Consider the following 16,323-nt stretch of genomic DNA (forward strand, 5'->3'; position numbering starts at 1 on the left):
GATGACGTTCGCGTGCCGGGTGGTCTCGTTGAGGTAGGGGTCCACGCAGACCATGAAGTCCAGGCTCTCAAGGGCCCGCTCCAGCCGGGGACCGCCTGGCGCCGACAGCACCAGGTTGCCGGCTATCGACACAAGGGCCCTGACCTGCCCCTCCCCCGGCGTCTCGATCTCGTCGGCGAGGGTGGCCACCGGCAGTTCCCCGTTCGACTCCGGCAGCTCCCGCACGCGGCTGTGGAAGTGCCCGGTGCTGTAGGGCTCGGACGGGCGGAAGAGGTCGACGGTGGCGGTCTTGGTGAACATGACCCCGCCGGGCCGGTCGAGGTTCCCGGTCAGGATGTTGATCGTGTCGACGAGCCACTGCGCCGCGGTGCCGAACTCGACGGTGCTGGCGCCGATGCGGGAGTACACGGCGGCCGTCGGGGCCGCCGCCAGTTCCCGCGCCAGCCGTACGATCGTCTCGACCGGCACGCCGCACACCGGTGACACGATCTGCGGGGTGAAGTCCTGCGCCAGCCGCCGGAGGTCCTCCAGCCCTTCCACCTCAAGGTCGATGGAGGTGAGGTTCTCCGCGAGGAGGGTCTGGACGATGCCGAACAGCAGGAAGGCGTCGGTGCCGGGCCGTACGAACAGGTGCTCGTCGGCGAGGTCGGCGGTACGGGTGCGGCGCGGGTCGACGACCACGAGCTTGCCGCCGCGCTTGCGCAGCGCCTTGAGCCGGCCGGGGAAGTCGGGGGCCGCGCACAGCGAGCCGTTGGACTCCGCGGGGTTGGCGCCGAGCACCAGCAGGTAGTCCGTGCGGTCCAGGTCGGGCACCGGGAAGGCCATCGCGTTGCCGAACATATAGCCGCAGGAGACGTGCTTCGGCATCTGGTCGATGGTGCCGGCGGAGTAGATGTTGCGGGTGCCGAGCGACTGGCTGAGCGGCATCCGGTACATGAAGCCGGCCATGGTGTGGAAGGTCGGGTTGCCGAAGTAGGCGGCCACGGCATCGCGTCCGTAGGTGTCGATGACGTTCTTGAGGCCCCGCTCGACCTCCTGGAACGCCTCGTCCCAGGTGACCTCGTGCCATTCGCCGTCCCTGCGCACCAGCGGGGTGCGGAGCCGGTCGGGGTCCTCGTCGAGGCGGCCGAGGCTGGCCCCTTTGGGGCAGATGAAGCCCTTGGAGAAGGGATCGTCCGGGTCGCCCTTGACCGAGGTGACGTGCCCGGTGTCGTCGAGTGTGAGCCGCAGGCCGCAGACGGCGTCGCAGAGGGGACAGGTCCGGTGCACGGTTCTCATCGGCACTCCTGTAGATCGTCGAATGGAATCATCATGCGCGGCCGCCGGAGACAAGGGGAACCCCAGGAATTAGGCTCCTAGGGGGTTGATACGGGTCTTGGGTGCGGCATGGGCCAGAAATGGCTTATCAAGATCAATAAACGGCTTCGTCCCTCATCGGGGAACGTTTTCATGACCAAATATGGCTTTCGTCCCGTACCGTTGGAGGCTGGGGGTTTCTATCGCGATATTGAGGGCAGTGCGGTCTGGTTCGAACTGACCGATCCACCGTCCGAAAGGGAAGACAGGCGCCCGTCGAACGGCGCTCGCCGCTCCTGGCATGCCGGGGCCGTGAGCAGCCGTCCGGGCAGATGAGAACGGGTTTTGAGAGCATGGGAAGAAGGTCGTGATGACGACGAACGAGGTCACCGAGGGAAAGGCCGCAGCGCGGGAGCTGGCGGCGCGGCTGCCCGGATGGACGGTCTGGTACGGCCAGCACACCCGGCGGTTCTGGGCCATGCCGCGTACGGCCGCTCCGGCCGGCGCGCGGCTCGCGGAGGCCGAGACCGCCGAGGAACTGGAGGACGCGGTACGCCAGATGTCGGGCGCCGCCCCGAGGCAGGGAGCCCCGGCGCAGGGAGCCCCCGCGCAGGAGGCCTCGCATTCCGGCCAGGCCGCGATGGAACCGCAGCACCGCCGCGAGCCGGTTCGGCTCTGATCACGCGACACGCGCCTCGACGCCTCGGGTGGGGAGCCGGGCGAGGCGCGGTCCGGTTTTCCACAGGGTGTGGCGGGACGAGAGCCGGGGCCGGAGCCGCTCCGTATGCTCGGGCCGTGAGCCTGCCGCGCACCCTCGTCCTGTGGGATATCGACCACACCCTCATCAACGCCGCCGGCGCGGGTCGCCAAGCGTATGCCGACGCCTTCGAAGTGATCGTCAGGCGGCCCCTGGAGCATGTCGCCGACATGGCCGGCCGCACCGACTGGGCGATCACCGTGGAGACGTTGCGCATGCACGGCATCGAGGCGTCCGACGACCTGCTCGACTCCTTCGGCGCGGCGCTGGCGGAGGCGTTCACGGCCTACGAGGCGGCCGTCAGGGAGCACGGCCGGGTCCTGCCCGGCGCGCGGGAGGCGCTCGAAGCACTGTCCCGCCGTGACGACGTGGTCCAGTCGGTGCTCACGGGAAACATGGAGCCGATCGCGATCGGCAAGCTCGCCGCCCTCGATCTCGACCGTTTCATGGACTTCGAGGTCGGTGCCTACGGCATGGACCATGAGGAGCGCCCCGAGCTCGTAAGGCTGGCGCAGGGCCGGGCGACCGGCAAGTACGGTCAGGCGTTCGGCGCGGCGAGCACCGTCCTGATCGGCGACACCCGCCACGACGTACGGGCCGGCCACCTGGGCGGCGCCCGTGTCGTGGCGGTCGCGACAGGGGCGAGCGACCGCGAGACGCTGCGCGACGCCGGCGCGGAGCTCGTCCTCGACGATCTTTCCGACACGGAGGAAGTGGTCCGCGCGATCCTCGCGACCACCGATTCCTAGATCCTTTTCGCAGGCCGCGTAATTTGATCATCGACCCAAATGATCGTGAAACCCGGCGCCCCGGGACCGCTGCCCGGAAATCCCCCTCACTTTGATCATTACTCGCGACCGCGCGCGCCCTGATGGCAGAAATCGCCATATCCATGTCATTGCCGCGCCATCAGCGGCACTGGGCAAGCATCGAGGCCTTGTCCGCCTTCGTTACCGGAAGGTGGTACTTCACCGCGACCTGCGCGAAGCGGGCGACGTACGCACAGCGGATCCTGCGCACCGGGGGGAGCCAGGACGCGGGCCCCGCGCCGCCCTTGGCCTCGTTGACGGGGCCGTAGACCGGGATGAGGTTGAGGGGGTCATTGGCGATCCGTACGCGTTTGGCCTTCTTCCACTTCGAGGCGCCCATCTGCCACTCGTACGACAGCGGCACCACGTGGTCGACCTGCACCCGGTCGGCGTCGCGCTTGCGCCATCGGATGGTCCTGCCCGTGTACGGGTCCTCCAGCGTCATCGCGACGACGACGCAGTGCGATCCGCTGCGGTATCTGAGACGCTCGCCGTCCCGCGCCAGCAGGTCGTCACGGGTACGGCACCCGTTGCGGGCGTACGGGATGCCCTTGGCGGTGTCCGCCCAGTTCTCGCCGAACCGGGCGCGCGTGTAGCCCTGCTTGGAGCCTCGGGGCCTGACGCGCAGCTTCTTGATCAGCTTGATGGCCATCGCCCGGTCCGGATGGGAGGTGATGGGCACCAGTCCCGGCTTCGTCCCGTCCGGGTTGCGCAACGGGCTCGCCCGCTCGACGACCTGCGTAGGGCTGTGGGTGTTCTCACGGGCGGCGAGGGAGACGATCATTATGGCCCCCGCCATCACAGCAACCGTCCCGCGCGTGCTCAGCGCCGCCTCCCGGGCATGTACGGGTATAACTCGGTCTATCAATCCCCATAAATCTGTTCATTGACACCGGGCCGGCCAGGGGTGGACATGCCAGGGCCTGGCGATCGTACCCGGGTAAGGTCGTGAGGCGTGACGGACAAGGTGGAGCGGCTGGCGGCCCGGTTGGGTGAGTTCGCGCGGGAGCGCGACTGGGAGCAGTTCCACACGCCGAAGAACCTGGCGATGGCTCTGGCGGGCGAGGTCGGGGAGCTGGTCGCCGAGTTCCAGTGGCTGACGCCCGCCGAGGCGGCGAACCTCGACGAGCAGACACTCGCCCGGGTGCGTTCGGAGCTCGGCGACGTGACGAACTACCTCGTGCGGCTCGCCGACGTGCTGCACGTCGATCTGGTGGAGACCGCCCACGCCAAGCTGGATGAGAACGAACGCCGCTACGATCCCGACCTCTACCGAGGCTCCGCCCGCAAGGCACCCCCACTGCCTTCATGACGGCCGGTCGAGTCGTCGCCCGCTGATGCCCGGTCCGAGCATTGCCCCCGCCGATGCGTTCAGAGGGACCGGTCCTAGCACTGCTCCCGGCGACGCGTTCAGAGGGACCGGTCCGAGCGTCGCGCCCGTCGACGCGTTCAGAGGGAGACGAAGGTCAACCCGCGGTGCTTGAGGCGGGGGATGACCGTGTGCAGTGCCCTGAGTGTCTCGGAACGGTCGCCGCCGCCGTCATGGCACAGCAGGATGGCGCCCGGCCGGCACGCCAGCATGCTCTGGGCGATGCGGCGGGTGCCGGGACGGGACCAGTCGCGGGGGTCGATGTCCCAATCGATGGGGATCATGCCGTGGTCGTCGGCCGTGTGGACCACCCGGCTGGACCACGAACCTCCGGGGGACCGGAAGAACCTGGCGGCGACCCCCGTGGCGTCCGAGATGCGCCCCTGCGCCTCCACGATCTCGGCGGTGATCCGCTTGGCGGGCAACCGGTTGAACGGGATCGGATGGTGCATCGTGTGGTTGCACAGCTGGTGCCCTGCCTGGACGATGCGCTCGGCCAGACGGGGGAACCGCTTCACCTGGATGCCGATGAGGGAGAACGTCGCCCGTATCTCGTGCTCCGCGAGGAGGTCGAGCATCTTCGGCGTCCACTCAGGATGGGGCCCGTCGTCGATCGTGAGCGCGATGGCGTTCCCCGGCGCCGCGGGGGTCAGGTCGCGCAGGCTGTGGACGGGCTGGTGCCGGGCCCTCAGCCTGACGGGCGTCCACCCCGCGTGCGGAGGGGCGACCGGCGGGTGGACCACCGTTCGCGCTCGTGCCGGTGCGGCGTCCGGCGCCCGTGGGGACGAGCGGACGGAGTCGCCCACCACCAGGGACGCCAGCGTCAAAGCACCCAGAGCCCACAGCGCCCGGCGACGGCCGACCTCGCTTTCCTCCACAATCTCACGCTACCCATGTGCCTCCGTGATTTGACTGACCGACAGGAGCGATGACGGTAACCATGCGGTATAACCGGCAGCATCGGTCATGGCGGCCATGCGGCATTAGCGATGAAACCGAACGTGGCAGCCATGCGGCACCTCCGACGGAACCGGTCGCGGCACCACCATGCGGTGGTGCGGGCGGGTCGGGTCAGGGTAACCACGTCACTCGGCCGCGCAGGATGCCGTACCCGACGAAGGCGACCGCGTCGATCAGGGTGTGCGCGACGATCAATGGCATCGCCCGCCCCCACCTCTGGTAGAGCCGACCGAACAGCAGGCCCATCACAAGGTTGCCGATGAAGCCGCCGAAACCCTGGTAGAGGTGGTACGACCCACGGAGCAGCGCCGACACCGCCACGGCACGCCACGGTCTCCAGCCGAGCTGGGACAGCCGATGCAGGAGATAGCCGCTGACGATCACCTCTTCGAGGACGGCGTTCTGTAGAGCGGCCAGGAGCAGCACGGGAACCCGCCACCAGGTGTCGGGAAGCCGGTCGGGCACGACGTCGAGGTTGATGCCCGCGTGGAACGCCGCCAGGTAGAAGGCCAGCCCGGTGCCACCGACCACGGCCGCCAGCACCGCGCCCCGCAGCAGGTCACGCCCGGGCTCTCGCCGGTCGACACCGATCGCGCGCAGCGACTCGCCTGACCGCGCGAGGAGGTAGGCCACCAGGGCGACGGGAGCGACGGACACGGTGATGCCGACAAGCTGGAGCGTCAGGTCGAGCCAGGGCCGCCCCGGCGCCCTCGTGCCGACGAGGACGGCGTGCTGCCCCTTCAGCGCATCGGGAGCGGTCAGCGACCCGATGAGTGAGACCAGTGACTGAAGGGCGCTGGCCCCCAGCGACACGGCGAAGACGACGATGATCTCGGCACCGATGAGCCGGGGAGTGAACGCCCGCGTGCCGACGGTCGGCGAGGGCGGAGAGTCGCGCATGCCCGCAGAGTAGACCCGAGCCGGGGCACCGCGAAGTCGTCACGACCTCCCTGTGGATAACCCTCCGGCAGCGTGCGTGAGGCCGCGGCCGGACACCCACCCGAAACCGTCGAGCGCGAAGGCCCAGGTCCAGAGCCCGGTCACGCCTTAACGGCACGTCCGATGGCCTATTTGACAGCCAACTGAAAAGAAGATGGTCATGGTCCTGCAAGGACTCGTCAAGTCACGTGCAGGCGGGTGCGTTCACGCTGGGCGCATGACGACGTCCGGAATCACCTCGCCCCAGGGAAAGTACACCCGGGTCAGCGACGACCTGGCCATCGGAGCCACGGTCAGCGTGGTGGTTCCCGCGATGAACGAGGCCGAGAACCTGCCGCACGTGTTCGCGACCCTGCCGCACTGGATCGACGAGGTGGTCCTGGTCGACGGCAACTCCTCTGACGAGACGGTGGCCGTCGCGAGGGCCCTGCGTCCGGATCTGCGCGTCGTCACGCAGACCGGCAGGGGCAAGGGCAACGCGCTCACCGAGGGCTTCTCGGCGGCGACCGGCGACATCATCGTCATGATCGACGCGGACGGGTCCACGGACGGACGCGAGATCATCCGCTTCGTGTCCGCGCTGGTCGCCGGGGCCGACTTCGCCAAGGGCTCGCGCTTCGCGTCCGGCGCGGGATCGGACGACATCAGCTTCACCCGCTCCCTCGGCAACACGGTGCTGACCACGCTGACCAACGCGCTGTACGGCACCCGCTACACCGATCTCTGTTACGGATACAACGCCTTCTGGGCCCGCCACCTCGACGCGCTGGCCCTCGACTGCGACGGCTTCGAGATCGAGACGCTCATGAACGTACGGGCGGCCCAGGCGGGTCTGGTCGTCCACGAGATCCCGAGCCACGAGCACTGCCGCATTCACGGCACCAGCAACCTGCGCGCCGTACGCGACGGCTGGCGCGTGCTGAAGACCATCCTGCGCGAGCGCACCCGCCATGCGACCACCGACCAGAGCCGGCCGGTCGGCACCATCTCCGAGCACGCCCCCGCCTGACCTTCCGGCCGCCGTCTTGCCTGACGGGGCACACGAAATCACGGCCCCGGCCGGTAGTCCGGAGCACCCACCGGCCGTACCGGCGGACACCCGCGCCGAGCGGAGCGCCGACGGAGCGCTGAGGATGAACTCGTGCCGGAGACGGCAAAGAGGTACGAGCGGATTCGAACTCCTCTTCGAAGAGTTGGCCACGACGCGCGCATTCGGTTGCGAGACCTTCGAGAAGTTGATATTGCTTGCGCTAGCGAGCCCGCCAAAGGGATCAAAGATCATTTTGGTGGGGGGTGGGTCGCATGGTCAGATCGAGGCAGCCGAGGCTGGTGCGCAGGCTGGAGGAGGCATCCAAGGTCGTCAGGGCGACGACCGGCCTGCTCAGGCAGATGTCGGGCCTGCTACGCCAGCTCGTCATGATGGTCGGCTGGCTGGTGCTGCTGGCCGGTTCCGTGCGCCTGCTCGTCGACCCGCCTTCGACCCTGTCACCGGAGCACTTCGTCGCCCCCGGCGCCGGCGCGGCCGCCGTACTCCAAGGCCTGATCAAGCTGCCCGCGAGGTGGTGGAGGCCGGAACCGCCGAGCCTCACCGACCTCATGGACGCGGCACGGGCGCCCGAGACATGACAACGACCACCGGCGTCCCTCGACCCCGGCAGGGAAGCCGCGGCCGGTGGAATTAAGGAGAGGCGCCGGTCGGTGTGGTGGTGTCAGGATGCCGGGGTGGAGGCGATTCTTCGGGCTGCGAGTGATGTGGCCGGTGTCGAGATTTTTGATCCGATCGACCTTGGAGGGAGCTCGCGCAGTACCGTCCTGCGGTGCCGTACGGCCGCAGGGGGAAGCGTCATCGTCAAGGCGTTCACCAGCGAGCCGGAGGCGCTGCGTGCCTTCACGGGCGAGGCGGCCGGGCTTTCGCTGCGGCTGGCCGGTCCTGAGCTGCTGGGTGTGGACGCCTCCGTCCCCCTGGTGGTGATGAAGGATCTCGGTGACGCGCCGACGCTGGCGGACGTACTGCTGGGGGACGATCCCAAGGCGGCCGTGGACGGACTGCTCGCGTGGGCGCGGGGGCTCGGGCGGCTGGCCGCCGGGTCGGTGCGTCGACGTGCGGACCTCGCACGCATGTGGACCATGTACGACAAGGGCATGCCGTCCTGGGGAGACGACCCGTGGATCGCGCGGAACGCCGCCGAGCTGCTCACTCTGCTGACGGCGGCCGGCATCGCGGTGCCGCCGGGGCTGCCCGAGGAGCTGGCGGGCATCGGGACGGCAGGTGGGGAGAGGTATCCGGCGTTCACCCCGGGCGACACCTGTCCCGACAACAACCTGCTCACCCCGGACGGCCTGCGGCTGCTCGACTTCGAGGGCGCGTGCTTCCAGTCGGTCTTCATGACGGCCGCGTACTGCCGGATGCCCTTCTCCAGTTGCTGGTGCGTCTTCGTGCTGCCTGCCGGGTTGGCGGAGGAGATCGAGCAGGCCTACCGCGCCGAGGTCGTCGATACGTACCCGGCGCTGGCCGATGACGCCGTGTGGCGGGCCGGGGTACGCGAGGCGATCGCCGTCTGGACGGTGGAGGCGACGGTACGGCTGCTCCCGCGCACCGCGGAGGACAAACCGCTGCACCGCACCCGGCGCCCCGCGCCGACGATGCGCCAGCTCCTGCGGCACCGCTGGGAGATGGCGAGCACGCTGGACGACTTCCCCGCGTTCGCGGAGACCATGCGGCTACTCCTCGCGAAAGTGGCGGAGGAGTGGAACGTATCTCCGCTGCCCGGCTACCCCGCCTTCAGCGAGGCAACACCCGGATAAAACCCGCCAAATTCTGTAAATCATAACATTTCGGACATGGATATGGCCAGGCCCCGAAACGCAACCGGGAGGATCGCGTTTCGGCACCCGCTCTATTGTGAGCGGCCTGTTATCGGAGCCCTCGCGACCCCGGCATTTGGCGATCTATGCTGGCTCGGAACCACGCAGCAGCCCCCACTGCACTGGAGATACGCACGTGCGAGAAGGCCGTTGGACGACGATCACGCCTTCCCAGTATCAGCATGAGCGCGAAGCACTCGAACACGTCCGTACGCTACTCCCCGATGCCGAGCCGTACCGCGCCTGGTCCAATTTCACCTTCACCGCCAACGCCGGTCCCGTCCGCGAGGTCGACCTGTTCGTGGCCGCTATTTCGACAATCCGCCACACTTTGCCGACTTCACGGCCAAGCAGCTCAAGTCGCTCCTGCAGAAGGCCGTCAGCGGACCGGCTGACCCCGCTTTCCTCGCCGGCCTCTGCGAGGTCCAGCCATGGGTCCGCCAGTGGCACGACGACTTCGACCCGCTGTACGACGGTAACCCCGCGGACGTCTACGAGGGTTTCCTCACCCAGACCCGCGCCCGCCTGCACCTCAGCGGCGACGACCTCACCACCTGGCGCCCTCCGAAGCACACCCGCACCCACGGGGACGCATAATTCCGACAATGCACCCTCTACCGCCTTCCTGCTCTAGAAAGGCGACTGCATGTGGGGTCTACTTGACATGGCTCCACCTAACCGGATCTCCCCCACGGCGAAGGTTACGGCATGAGACTGGTGACGGCCACCGGGCGACAACTCAGCACAGCCGAAGCCAAAAAAGGACTGGCTTTGCGTGGCGTCCTATTTTTCGATCAAGCCACCATAGAAGAGGTCAGGTCCTTTTTGCGTGATTGGACCGTGCCGTATCCACATCCGCATGAAAGCAGCCCTGGCATCACCGTGATCGAACCCACAGGCGTCGAAGACAAGAACGGCAAAGGCTTCACAAACCAATCTCTGCCATTGCACACCGACCGCGCTCATGCCAGCGTCCAACCGACCATAGTGGGCTGCCTCTACACGGCGCTTGCATGCGAAGGAGGGGAGTCTCTCCTCCTGGACGGCGCCCGCGTAATCAGGAGAGCCAGAGAGAAGCAGCTGCTCACCAACCTTGACAACGTTGTCCTGCTCGCGCCAGGACATCCGTGGCTTCCTGTCATCAAGGTCTCGCGCGGCTCCGAGCTCTGGCGCATCAGGTACAGAAACGATGCGCTGGCACGCCCCCATGCTGCGACGGTCCGGGCGAAGCCCCTGCTGAACCTGCTACGCGAGATGCCGGCACCGGCTGATCACGTCTTCGCCCCAGGCCAGGGCTATCTGATTCACAACCTGCGGGTCCTGCACGGCCGACGGTCATTCAGCGGAGATCGCAGAGCACTCAGAGTGCTGGCCACCGTTGCAGGGTCGTCAGAATACGCCTATCTGAACGACGGCTTTCACTTACGGGCAGAGCACCGCACCGGCGAGACCAGGGGCTGAGCTTGCGCGAGTCGAGACGGTTCACCGAGGTGATTCAGCACCTCAAAGCCCTGCCGGAACAGAGGTCTCCGGAGTTTCCCCAGGCCATTCGGGATGTCATCGAGCGGATCCCCGACCCGGAGGAGACGCTCCAGGGCATCCTGCAACTGCCCAGGGTTGAGCACTCGATCCGCTTCTGCGCGTTATACGGGGTGCTGCTCCGATTGCGCAGAGAGGAACGCCACAGCGAATACGAGCACACTGTCGTGCGTTATGCCAAGCGATTCGATAAAGAGCTATATTTCCCCACCTTCCTCGCGATAATAGAGCGTAACCGGGGAGATGTGGCGAGTCTCAGAAAGGCTGTCGAATATTCACGTCGCGCAGCAGGAGACATGCCGGACGTCGCCGGGGTCGTACATCAGGTGGCCGCCTTCATGGCAGAATACCTTGAGCGAAGAGCGGAGCCTCCGACGATCAATGAGGTCGAAGAAGCGGAGCGTTGCGCTGACGTGGCCATAACGTCAACCAATGGGCGGATCGCACACTATCACGAGACAAAAGCACGCATTCTTACACTTCGGCATGAGTTCGACTCCGCGCGCATATCCCTCACTCGGGCCATAGAACTGGAGCCTCGTCGGAGCCGCGATTACCACAGGCGACTGGTGCAGTACCAGACCACACGAATGCGCATCGACATGGTGGAGCAGCAGGCACGTTGGCATGAGATGCAGGAGAGCAACAAGCGGGAGCTGACGGAGTTCAAGAACCAGCAACTACAGCTTCTGGGACTGCTCGCAGCCGTGGTCGCGCTCATCGCCGCCGGGGCGAACATCGCAAGCCAGAGTAAGCCTGCCGACGGCATCCTGCTCATAGAGGTGATGGCCGGGGCAGTCGTCATCGTGTTCTCGACGTTTTCACTGATGGCGGCCCGCTCACTGTGGCGCGTGCTGGTCTCCTTCGCCGCAGGCCTGGCCCTGATATTGATTCCCCATATCTTCGGACGGTGACACCACTGTGAAGGTTCTGGATATCACAGACAGCCCCGGTTCCCTAACAAAGCCGACCGAGGACAGGGTGGGCGCATCAGGCAATCTGGCCTGGGTGATCGACGGTGCGACGGACTTCAGCAACGAGAGAACCCTGCCCGGCATCTCGAATGTCCAGTGGCTGGTGCAACTCGTCGACCAAAGCTTGCACGACCTCGGAGCAGTGAATAAGTTCACTATGGTCGCCGAGGTCTTCGACCGTCTGGGCGAGATGGTACGTTCCGAGCTTGCCTCTCTGGCCACTGATGAGCTGCGCAACCATCCCTGCTGCTCGATCGGCCTGGCCGCCTTTGACGCCGATTCCGTGGAAGTAGGCCGGATCGGTGACTCCACTCTAGTCACTTATCGGGGAGACCGCGTCACCAGGGAGGTCAGTACGGACTTCTTCGACGCGCGCGAGGCACAAGCAGTCGAGCAGTCACGGACGGCCCTGCAGACCAGGCGGGCGATTATGGCCGGGATATTCGCCCGGCGCACTGAGTACATCAAGGGAGTCCACGCGGAGTCTGTTTTCTCGGGCCACCCCGAAGCGGTCTTCAGAGTTCATCGGGAGACTGTTCCCTTAACTGAGGCGGAAACTGTGCTGATCTGTACCGACGGCTTCGCCCGAGCAGTCGCTGATTATCGGATATTCGCGGACTGGCAGGAGCTGGGCCAACATGGCCGCCATGAGGGCCTCGGCAGGATCACGTCCCTGATCAGGCGGTACGAGGCGGATTCCGCTGGCATGCCGCCGGGCCCGAAGTTCAAGAGTTCTGACGACGTGGCGGCCATCCTATTAGCAAACGAAAGCAGGAGATGAACATGGACGGCCCGGACCGCCTCCGTAGTAATGGCATGCCGGAGTACCTTGTCGAGCGGAACCCCGGCTACTTCGAGTACCAGCTCCCGATATCCGTGAAACTTGTCGTCGACATGGGCGGCAAGATCCCCCTGCTCATGAACGAGCGCGACGAGTGGGAGCTCCCCGGCGGGAAGCTTGAAGTTGGGGAGACACCGGAGGTGTGCGTCTGCCGAGAGGTGTTCGAGGAGCTCAATATAACCGTGACGGTTGAGGAGATCGTAGATACCTGGGTCTACGAGATCACCCCGCTGCGCCATACGTTCATTGTCAGCTACGGGGCGACTTACAACGGCGACGAACAGGTGCGCAGCTCCAACGAACACAAGAGACTCGGGCTCTTCGCCTACGCCGACGTGCCTGCTCTGCACATGCCGGAACCTTACAAGCGAACGATCCAGAGCTGGCAGAGTCTCCTCGCGAAACGGTGATTTCAGATCCGAGGAGTCGGCCAGGATCAAGCCCCCTCCACTCTGATCGTCGACCAGGAGCAGAACCACGGATGGAAGGCCGACCGGCTGACCCCGCTTCTCGCCGGCCTCCGCGAGGTCCAGCCATGGGTCCGCCAGTGGCACGACGACTTCGACCCGCTGTACGACGGTAACCCCGCGGACGTCTACGAGGGTTTCCTCACCCAGACCCGCGCCCGCCTGCACCTCAGCGGCGACGACCTCACCACCTGGCGCCCCCCGAAGACATCCCGCACTCGCAAGAACCCGCCAAACGTACAGCAGGCAATCCTTCTTCCGTCCCCACCGAAGTGATCGCCGAGCAGATCAGGGCGGGCGACTCCGAAGAGTTGATCTCCGAGTTTTACGAACTGTCGCCCGAACAGGTGCGTGACGCAGTCTTGTTCGAGAAGCGCCGCAGCGCCTGACCTTCTGGAAAGTCGTGCCCCCCACAGACCCACGTAGTGTGCGCTTTTTCGTTGACGAAACCTCCCTCGGTGTCGGCCGGGCGCTGGCCTTGCTTCGCCGGGACGTCATCCATACCAACCATCGGCTCATCCCCGAAGTGCCTCTTGACACGCTGGACGACGACTGGATTCCTGAGGTGGCAGCCAGGGAACTGGTGGTGATCACGCGCGACAAGCGCATCCGTACGAAGAGTTCGGAGTTGCCAACCAGCAGACTGGTTGGCAACTCCGAACTGGCGTTAGACGCCCAATCGCGTGTGCGGACGTACGGCCCTTGCGCCCCTGGCGCCGCCAAAGGCTCCTCGTGTTGCTGGAGGAGAGGCTAGAAGTCGAACTCACCCTTCTTCGCTCCGTCGATGAAGGCGTCCCAGACACTGGCGCTCACCACGAAGGGCTCCTTGTCGGGTGCCTCGGTGTCCCGCAGCCCGACCCGCCCACCTGACAGCGGAGCCACCTCAAGGCAATCCCCCTGGTTGGGTCCGCTCTTGGTGGCCTTGCGCCAGGCCGCGCTCTTCAGCTCATCACTCAGGTCCATAGTTTCTCCGCCTCCCTGATCAACTCGATCGAACCAGGCTGGGGCTGGGCCTCAGCTCGTACGGTGTCATAACTGCTCTGGATCACCTTGACGTCTTCCGGACTGTTTGACACCTGCCCGTGAGTCGCGGATTCGATGTACACGGTATCCGGACTATCGGGCATCTGCGCGATGACAAATCCCCCGAGCAACCCTGTGGTGACCCCGAGAGCCGTAGGAACGACTTGAATTCCGACGTGCGGCGACTCGGCGGCTTCAAGGAGCCGACGGACCTGGTTTCGCATGACCTCGTTTCCGCCCACCGGCCGATGAAGCACTCCCTCGTCTATCACAGCCCAGAGCATCGGCGGAGCCTCACGAGCGAAGATCCGCTGCCGCTCCAAACGGGCAATTACGGCTTTCTCCACTTGTCCGGCGGTTATCCCGGCTTCTCCGCGAATGATCGTCCGCGAGTAATCCTCCGTCTGGAGCAGACCTGGAACGACGAGCGGTTGCCATGTGTGAAGCGTGTGAGCCTCCTGTTCGATTTCGAGCCAGCCGCGAAACCACCGAGGGCTGGTGTCCCGGGTCAGCCGGGTCCACAAACGGATGAGACCGCCGCCGGCCCCCAGGGCATCGTCACACCGTTGGGCCAGGTTGCGGCTCGGGGTGCGTTCCCCTCGCTCGACGAAGGCCAGCAGGCTTCTGCTGAACTGCGTTACCTCCGCCAACTGTTCCTGGGTGACGTTAGCCTGCATGCGGCATTTGCGGAGTTCGGCACCGAAAATGGCGAGCGACTTGACCGATGGGTCATGGGATGAGCGTACGGACATTTCAACTCCGACGGACGGCGGGGCTGGCCAGGACGGGAATGGCTCGGAAATGGCACAGATCTCGGCACAAAAGTGTCACAGGGGTGTGCCCGATTTCCTGATGCAGAAGGTAGCCGTTTGCCGTCACCCTGTGAAGAGCACCGAGAAACACGGAAGCCCTTAGCAGGGCCCGCTCCTATATATGCACTTGTGCCATTCGATGGCGTCGCAAGAATTGCTTGATATGTCCGGATAAGGGGGTGCAAATCGAAGATCGAGACGTCGAGCAGGCGTATCCCTAGCGGATAGCCCTCGTATCCGGCGGAGACGGACTTGTCACCGGCTGGCAAGCCGCACCTGGTTACCAACTACAGGGGAAACCGGGGGCCGCGCACCCGCCGTACGAAGGCGCCGATTTCGCCGTCCCACGACCCGCCGTACCGGCGCCAATCAGGAAGCCGCTCGGCGAGGTGCCCGACCAAGCGGCGGCCAGAGCGAGCGGACCCACCGGAGCGATGGGGGCCCCGCCCATGGACGCCACGGTCGGGAACGGATGCCTACCGGAACACGACGATCAACCCGCACCGCACGCCGATGACCACCGGCAACGCACGCCGTACATGAGGCGGGGCTCGCCACGGCACGGCAGGCCGGACAAGCCCCTTGACCGGACTCTGGAGGTCCGACCTGATGCACAAGCCTAGTAGAGGATGCCGTTCCACCAGGGAGGTTCGAGTGATCCGGGTCCGCTGGCACGCCGATCACCCGCCGATGCCGCTCGGCTGCCGCTGGTGCGGGCACCCGCCGTACGCTCACGAGGCGGCGAGCCTCCCCCACCGGCCTCATCACGACTGGGAACAGCCCACCCCCGCGCAGACCCACGCACGCATGAACGTGCGGCGGCGCCTCGGGATGTGCGGCCGCCCGCCGATCGCGATGCCGGTACGCCCGCTCCTCCGGCCGGAGCCTCCCTTGGCCGCCGCCGGACGGTCCCCGGCCGGCTTCCCGGGACACCACCGGAGGCAGGAGCATCCTGTGCCACCGGCAGGCGTACGGTCCCCGCGTGGACGGCCGCCGACCACGCGCGTCCCTGCCGGCGGGCGTGGGCCATACCCGGGACAAGCGGCATGAGCGCGCCCGGCACCCGGACCCTGCGCGGCGGTCGGCATCGGCGAAGCGTGCCTCCGGCGCAGGTGCTCCCTCGGCGATGGGACGCGGCCAAACGGGCCTCCGCCCACCAACTGGACCAGCTCGAACCCGGGTGGGCGGTCTGGTACGGCGTGGGCGCGCGGCGCTTCTACGCCATCGCGACCTGGCCCGCACCGGAACCCCTCATCGTGCAGGCACGCACCGCCGACGAACTGCGCGCCCTGATACGCGAAGCGGAGCGGGAGGCATCGTCCCGTCCCCGCCTCGTCGCGGAGAAGACCTCTCGTTCCCTGGCCGACCGGGCCAGGCCCGCGCCCCCTCCGCCCCGCCCCATCTCACCGTCATCTCAAGGAGCCCTGATGACCGAAGCCCCGGACGGCCTGCGTACGGTCTGCTGGGACCTCCCGCCCGACCTGTCGATGATCGGCAAGACCCGCGCCCTGGTGAACGAGATCCTCACCATCTGGGCGCTGACGGCGCTCGCCGACGACGTGGTCCTGGTCGTCGGCGATCTCGTGAGTCCTGAAAATACACTACTTATATGGACATCACCCCGAAAGCGACCAGCGGCAAGCGACTCCGGTACGGCGGCAATGTGCGTATC

At 66.4% G+C, this 16,323-nt stretch carries 18 protein-coding genes; 12 read left to right on the forward strand and 6 right to left on the reverse strand.

The genetic code is table 11. From position 1 onward, the window contains the following. The coding region (locus AB0B89_RS27540; RefSeq protein ID WP_358558631.1) for a molybdopterin-dependent oxidoreductase at nt 1-1,278 on the reverse strand (1,278 nt) is incomplete at its 3' end. Nucleotides 1,279-1,666: 388 nt separating this feature from the next. Between AB0B89_RS27540 and AB0B89_RS27545 the strand changes: the two genes are divergently transcribed. Both AB0B89_RS27545 and AB0B89_RS27550 read left to right on the forward strand, forming a co-directional pair. After that, nucleotides 1,667-1,975: a hypothetical protein gene (locus tag AB0B89_RS27545; RefSeq protein WP_358558633.1), complete on the forward strand. Its 309-nt coding sequence runs from the start codon at nt 1,667-1,669 to the stop codon at nt 1,973-1,975. Nucleotides 1,976-2,091: 116 nt separating this feature from the next. After that, complete coding sequence (locus AB0B89_RS27550) at nt 2,092-2,802, forward strand: haloacid dehalogenase-like hydrolase (RefSeq protein ID WP_358558635.1); 711 nt, start codon at nt 2,092-2,094, stop codon at nt 2,800-2,802. A 160-nt stretch (nt 2,803-2,962) separates the two neighbouring features. Here AB0B89_RS27550 and AB0B89_RS27555 read toward each other — a convergent pair whose 3' ends face one another. Next, complete coding sequence (locus tag AB0B89_RS27555) at nt 2,963-3,661, reverse strand: HNH endonuclease family protein (RefSeq protein ID WP_358558637.1); 699 nt, start codon at nt 3,659-3,661, stop codon at nt 2,963-2,965. Between the two features lie 156 nt (nt 3,662-3,817). Here AB0B89_RS27555 and AB0B89_RS27560 point away from each other — a divergent pair, with 156 nt between their 5' ends. After that, the gene (locus AB0B89_RS27560; protein WP_358558639.1) at nt 3,818-4,174 is read left to right on the forward strand and encodes a nucleotide pyrophosphohydrolase; all 357 of its coding nucleotides are present in this window, start codon (nt 3,818-3,820) and stop codon (nt 4,172-4,174) included. A gap of 137 nt (nt 4,175-4,311) precedes the next feature. On the opposite strand, the gene AB0B89_RS27565 is transcribed toward AB0B89_RS27560, so the two are convergent. Together AB0B89_RS27565 and AB0B89_RS27570 are read right to left on the reverse strand one after the other, a co-directional pair. Next, the gene (locus AB0B89_RS27565; RefSeq protein WP_358558641.1) at nt 4,312-5,109 is read right to left on the reverse strand and encodes a polysaccharide deacetylase family protein; all 798 of its coding nucleotides are present in this window, start codon (nt 5,107-5,109) and stop codon (nt 4,312-4,314) included. Nucleotides 5,110-5,302: 193 nt separating this feature from the next. Next, a complete protein-coding gene (locus AB0B89_RS27570; RefSeq protein ID WP_358558643.1) occupies nt 5,303-6,091 on the reverse strand; it encodes a CPBP family intramembrane glutamic endopeptidase in 789 nt (262 codons plus the stop codon). A 256-nt stretch (nt 6,092-6,347) separates the two neighbouring features. Here AB0B89_RS27570 and AB0B89_RS27575 point away from each other — a divergent pair, with 256 nt between their 5' ends. The 8 genes from AB0B89_RS27575 (at nt 6,348) to AB0B89_RS27610 (ending at nt 13,570) form a co-directional block, all read left to right on the forward strand. Then, entirely contained in the window at nt 6,348-7,139 is a 792-nt protein-coding gene (locus AB0B89_RS27575) for a glycosyltransferase family 2 protein (protein WP_358558645.1), read from the forward strand. Between the two features lie 293 nt (nt 7,140-7,432). Next, the gene (locus AB0B89_RS27580; protein WP_358558647.1) at nt 7,433-7,756 is read left to right on the forward strand and encodes a hypothetical protein; all 324 of its coding nucleotides are present in this window, start codon (nt 7,433-7,435) and stop codon (nt 7,754-7,756) included. A 96-nt stretch (nt 7,757-7,852) separates the two neighbouring features. Further along, nucleotides 7,853-8,935, forward strand: coding sequence for a hypothetical protein (locus tag AB0B89_RS27585; RefSeq protein ID WP_358558649.1), 1,083 nt, complete (start codon nt 7,853-7,855; stop codon nt 8,933-8,935). Nucleotides 8,936-9,703: 768 nt separating this feature from the next. Then, nucleotides 9,704-10,456: a TauD/TfdA family dioxygenase gene (locus tag AB0B89_RS27590; RefSeq protein ID WP_358558650.1), complete on the forward strand. Its 753-nt coding sequence runs from the start codon at nt 9,704-9,706 to the stop codon at nt 10,454-10,456. Between the two features lie 2 nt (nt 10,457-10,458). Next, nucleotides 10,459-11,448, forward strand: coding sequence for a hypothetical protein (locus tag AB0B89_RS27595; protein WP_358558652.1), 990 nt, complete (start codon nt 10,459-10,461; stop codon nt 11,446-11,448). A 7-nt stretch (nt 11,449-11,455) separates the two neighbouring features. After that, nucleotides 11,456-12,289: a protein phosphatase 2C domain-containing protein gene (locus AB0B89_RS27600; protein WP_358558654.1), complete on the forward strand. Its 834-nt coding sequence runs from the start codon at nt 11,456-11,458 to the stop codon at nt 12,287-12,289. Between the two features lie 2 nt (nt 12,290-12,291). Next, nucleotides 12,292-12,759 carry an NUDIX hydrolase gene (locus AB0B89_RS27605; RefSeq protein WP_358558656.1) on the forward strand — a complete coding sequence of 156 codons (468 nt, stop codon included), beginning with the start codon at nt 12,292-12,294 and terminating at the stop codon, nt 12,757-12,759. 484 nt (nt 12,760-13,243) lie between these two features. After that, nucleotides 13,244-13,570: a hypothetical protein gene (locus AB0B89_RS27610; protein ID WP_358558658.1), complete on the forward strand. Its 327-nt coding sequence runs from the start codon at nt 13,244-13,246 to the stop codon at nt 13,568-13,570. Here the strand turns inward: AB0B89_RS27610 and AB0B89_RS27615 are convergent. Then, nucleotides 13,567-13,779 (reverse strand): DUF397 domain-containing protein, encoded by a 213-nt coding sequence (locus AB0B89_RS27615; RefSeq protein WP_358558660.1) that lies wholly within the window; start codon nt 13,777-13,779, stop codon nt 13,567-13,569. The two genes, AB0B89_RS27610 and AB0B89_RS27615, sit on opposite strands and share 4 nt — an antisense overlap. Then, nucleotides 13,770-14,591 carry a helix-turn-helix transcriptional regulator gene (locus AB0B89_RS27620; protein WP_358558662.1) on the reverse strand — a complete coding sequence of 274 codons (822 nt, stop codon included), beginning with the start codon at nt 14,589-14,591 and terminating at the stop codon, nt 13,770-13,772. Before AB0B89_RS27620 ends, AB0B89_RS27615 begins: the two co-directional genes overlap by 10 nt. 1,487 nt (nt 14,592-16,078) lie before the next feature. Here AB0B89_RS27620 and AB0B89_RS27625 point away from each other — a divergent pair. Next, nucleotides 16,079-16,323 (forward strand): hypothetical protein (locus AB0B89_RS27625; protein ID WP_358558664.1); only part of this gene is annotated, 245 nt, incomplete at its 3' end.

This window comes from Sphaerisporangium sp. NPDC049002 (assembly GCF_040649355.1).
In the GTDB taxonomy this organism is placed as follows: Bacteria; Actinomycetota; Actinomycetes; order Streptosporangiales; family Streptosporangiaceae; genus Sphaerisporangium.

Excerpts from the sequence above, each read along its gene's own strand:
- AB0B89_RS27545 (WP_358558633.1), top strand. The coding sequence starts at position 1,667 with ATGACGACGAACGAGGTCACCGAGGGAAAGGCCGCAGCGCGGGAGCTG.
- AB0B89_RS27605 (WP_358558656.1), top strand. The coding sequence starts at position 12,292 with ATGGACGGCCCGGACCGCCTCCGTAGTAATGGCATGCCGGAGTACCTT.
- AB0B89_RS27575 (WP_358558645.1), top strand. The coding sequence starts at position 6,348 with ATGACGACGTCCGGAATCACCTCGCCCCAGGGAAAGTACACCCGGGTC.
- AB0B89_RS27555 (WP_358558637.1), bottom strand. The coding sequence starts at position 3,661 with ATGGCGGGGGCCATAATGATCGTCTCCCTCGCCGCCCGTGAGAACACC.
- AB0B89_RS27590 (WP_358558650.1), top strand. The coding sequence starts at position 9,704 with ATGAGACTGGTGACGGCCACCGGGCGACAACTCAGCACAGCCGAAGCC.
- AB0B89_RS27570 (WP_358558643.1), bottom strand. The coding sequence starts at position 6,091 with ATGCGCGACTCTCCGCCCTCGCCGACCGTCGGCACGCGGGCGTTCACT.
- AB0B89_RS27620 (WP_358558662.1), bottom strand. The coding sequence starts at position 14,591 with ATGTCCGTACGCTCATCCCATGACCCATCGGTCAAGTCGCTCGCCATT.
- AB0B89_RS27615 (WP_358558660.1), bottom strand. The coding sequence starts at position 13,779 with ATGGACCTGAGTGATGAGCTGAAGAGCGCGGCCTGGCGCAAGGCCACC.
- AB0B89_RS27580 (WP_358558647.1), top strand. The coding sequence starts at position 7,433 with ATGGTCAGATCGAGGCAGCCGAGGCTGGTGCGCAGGCTGGAGGAGGCA.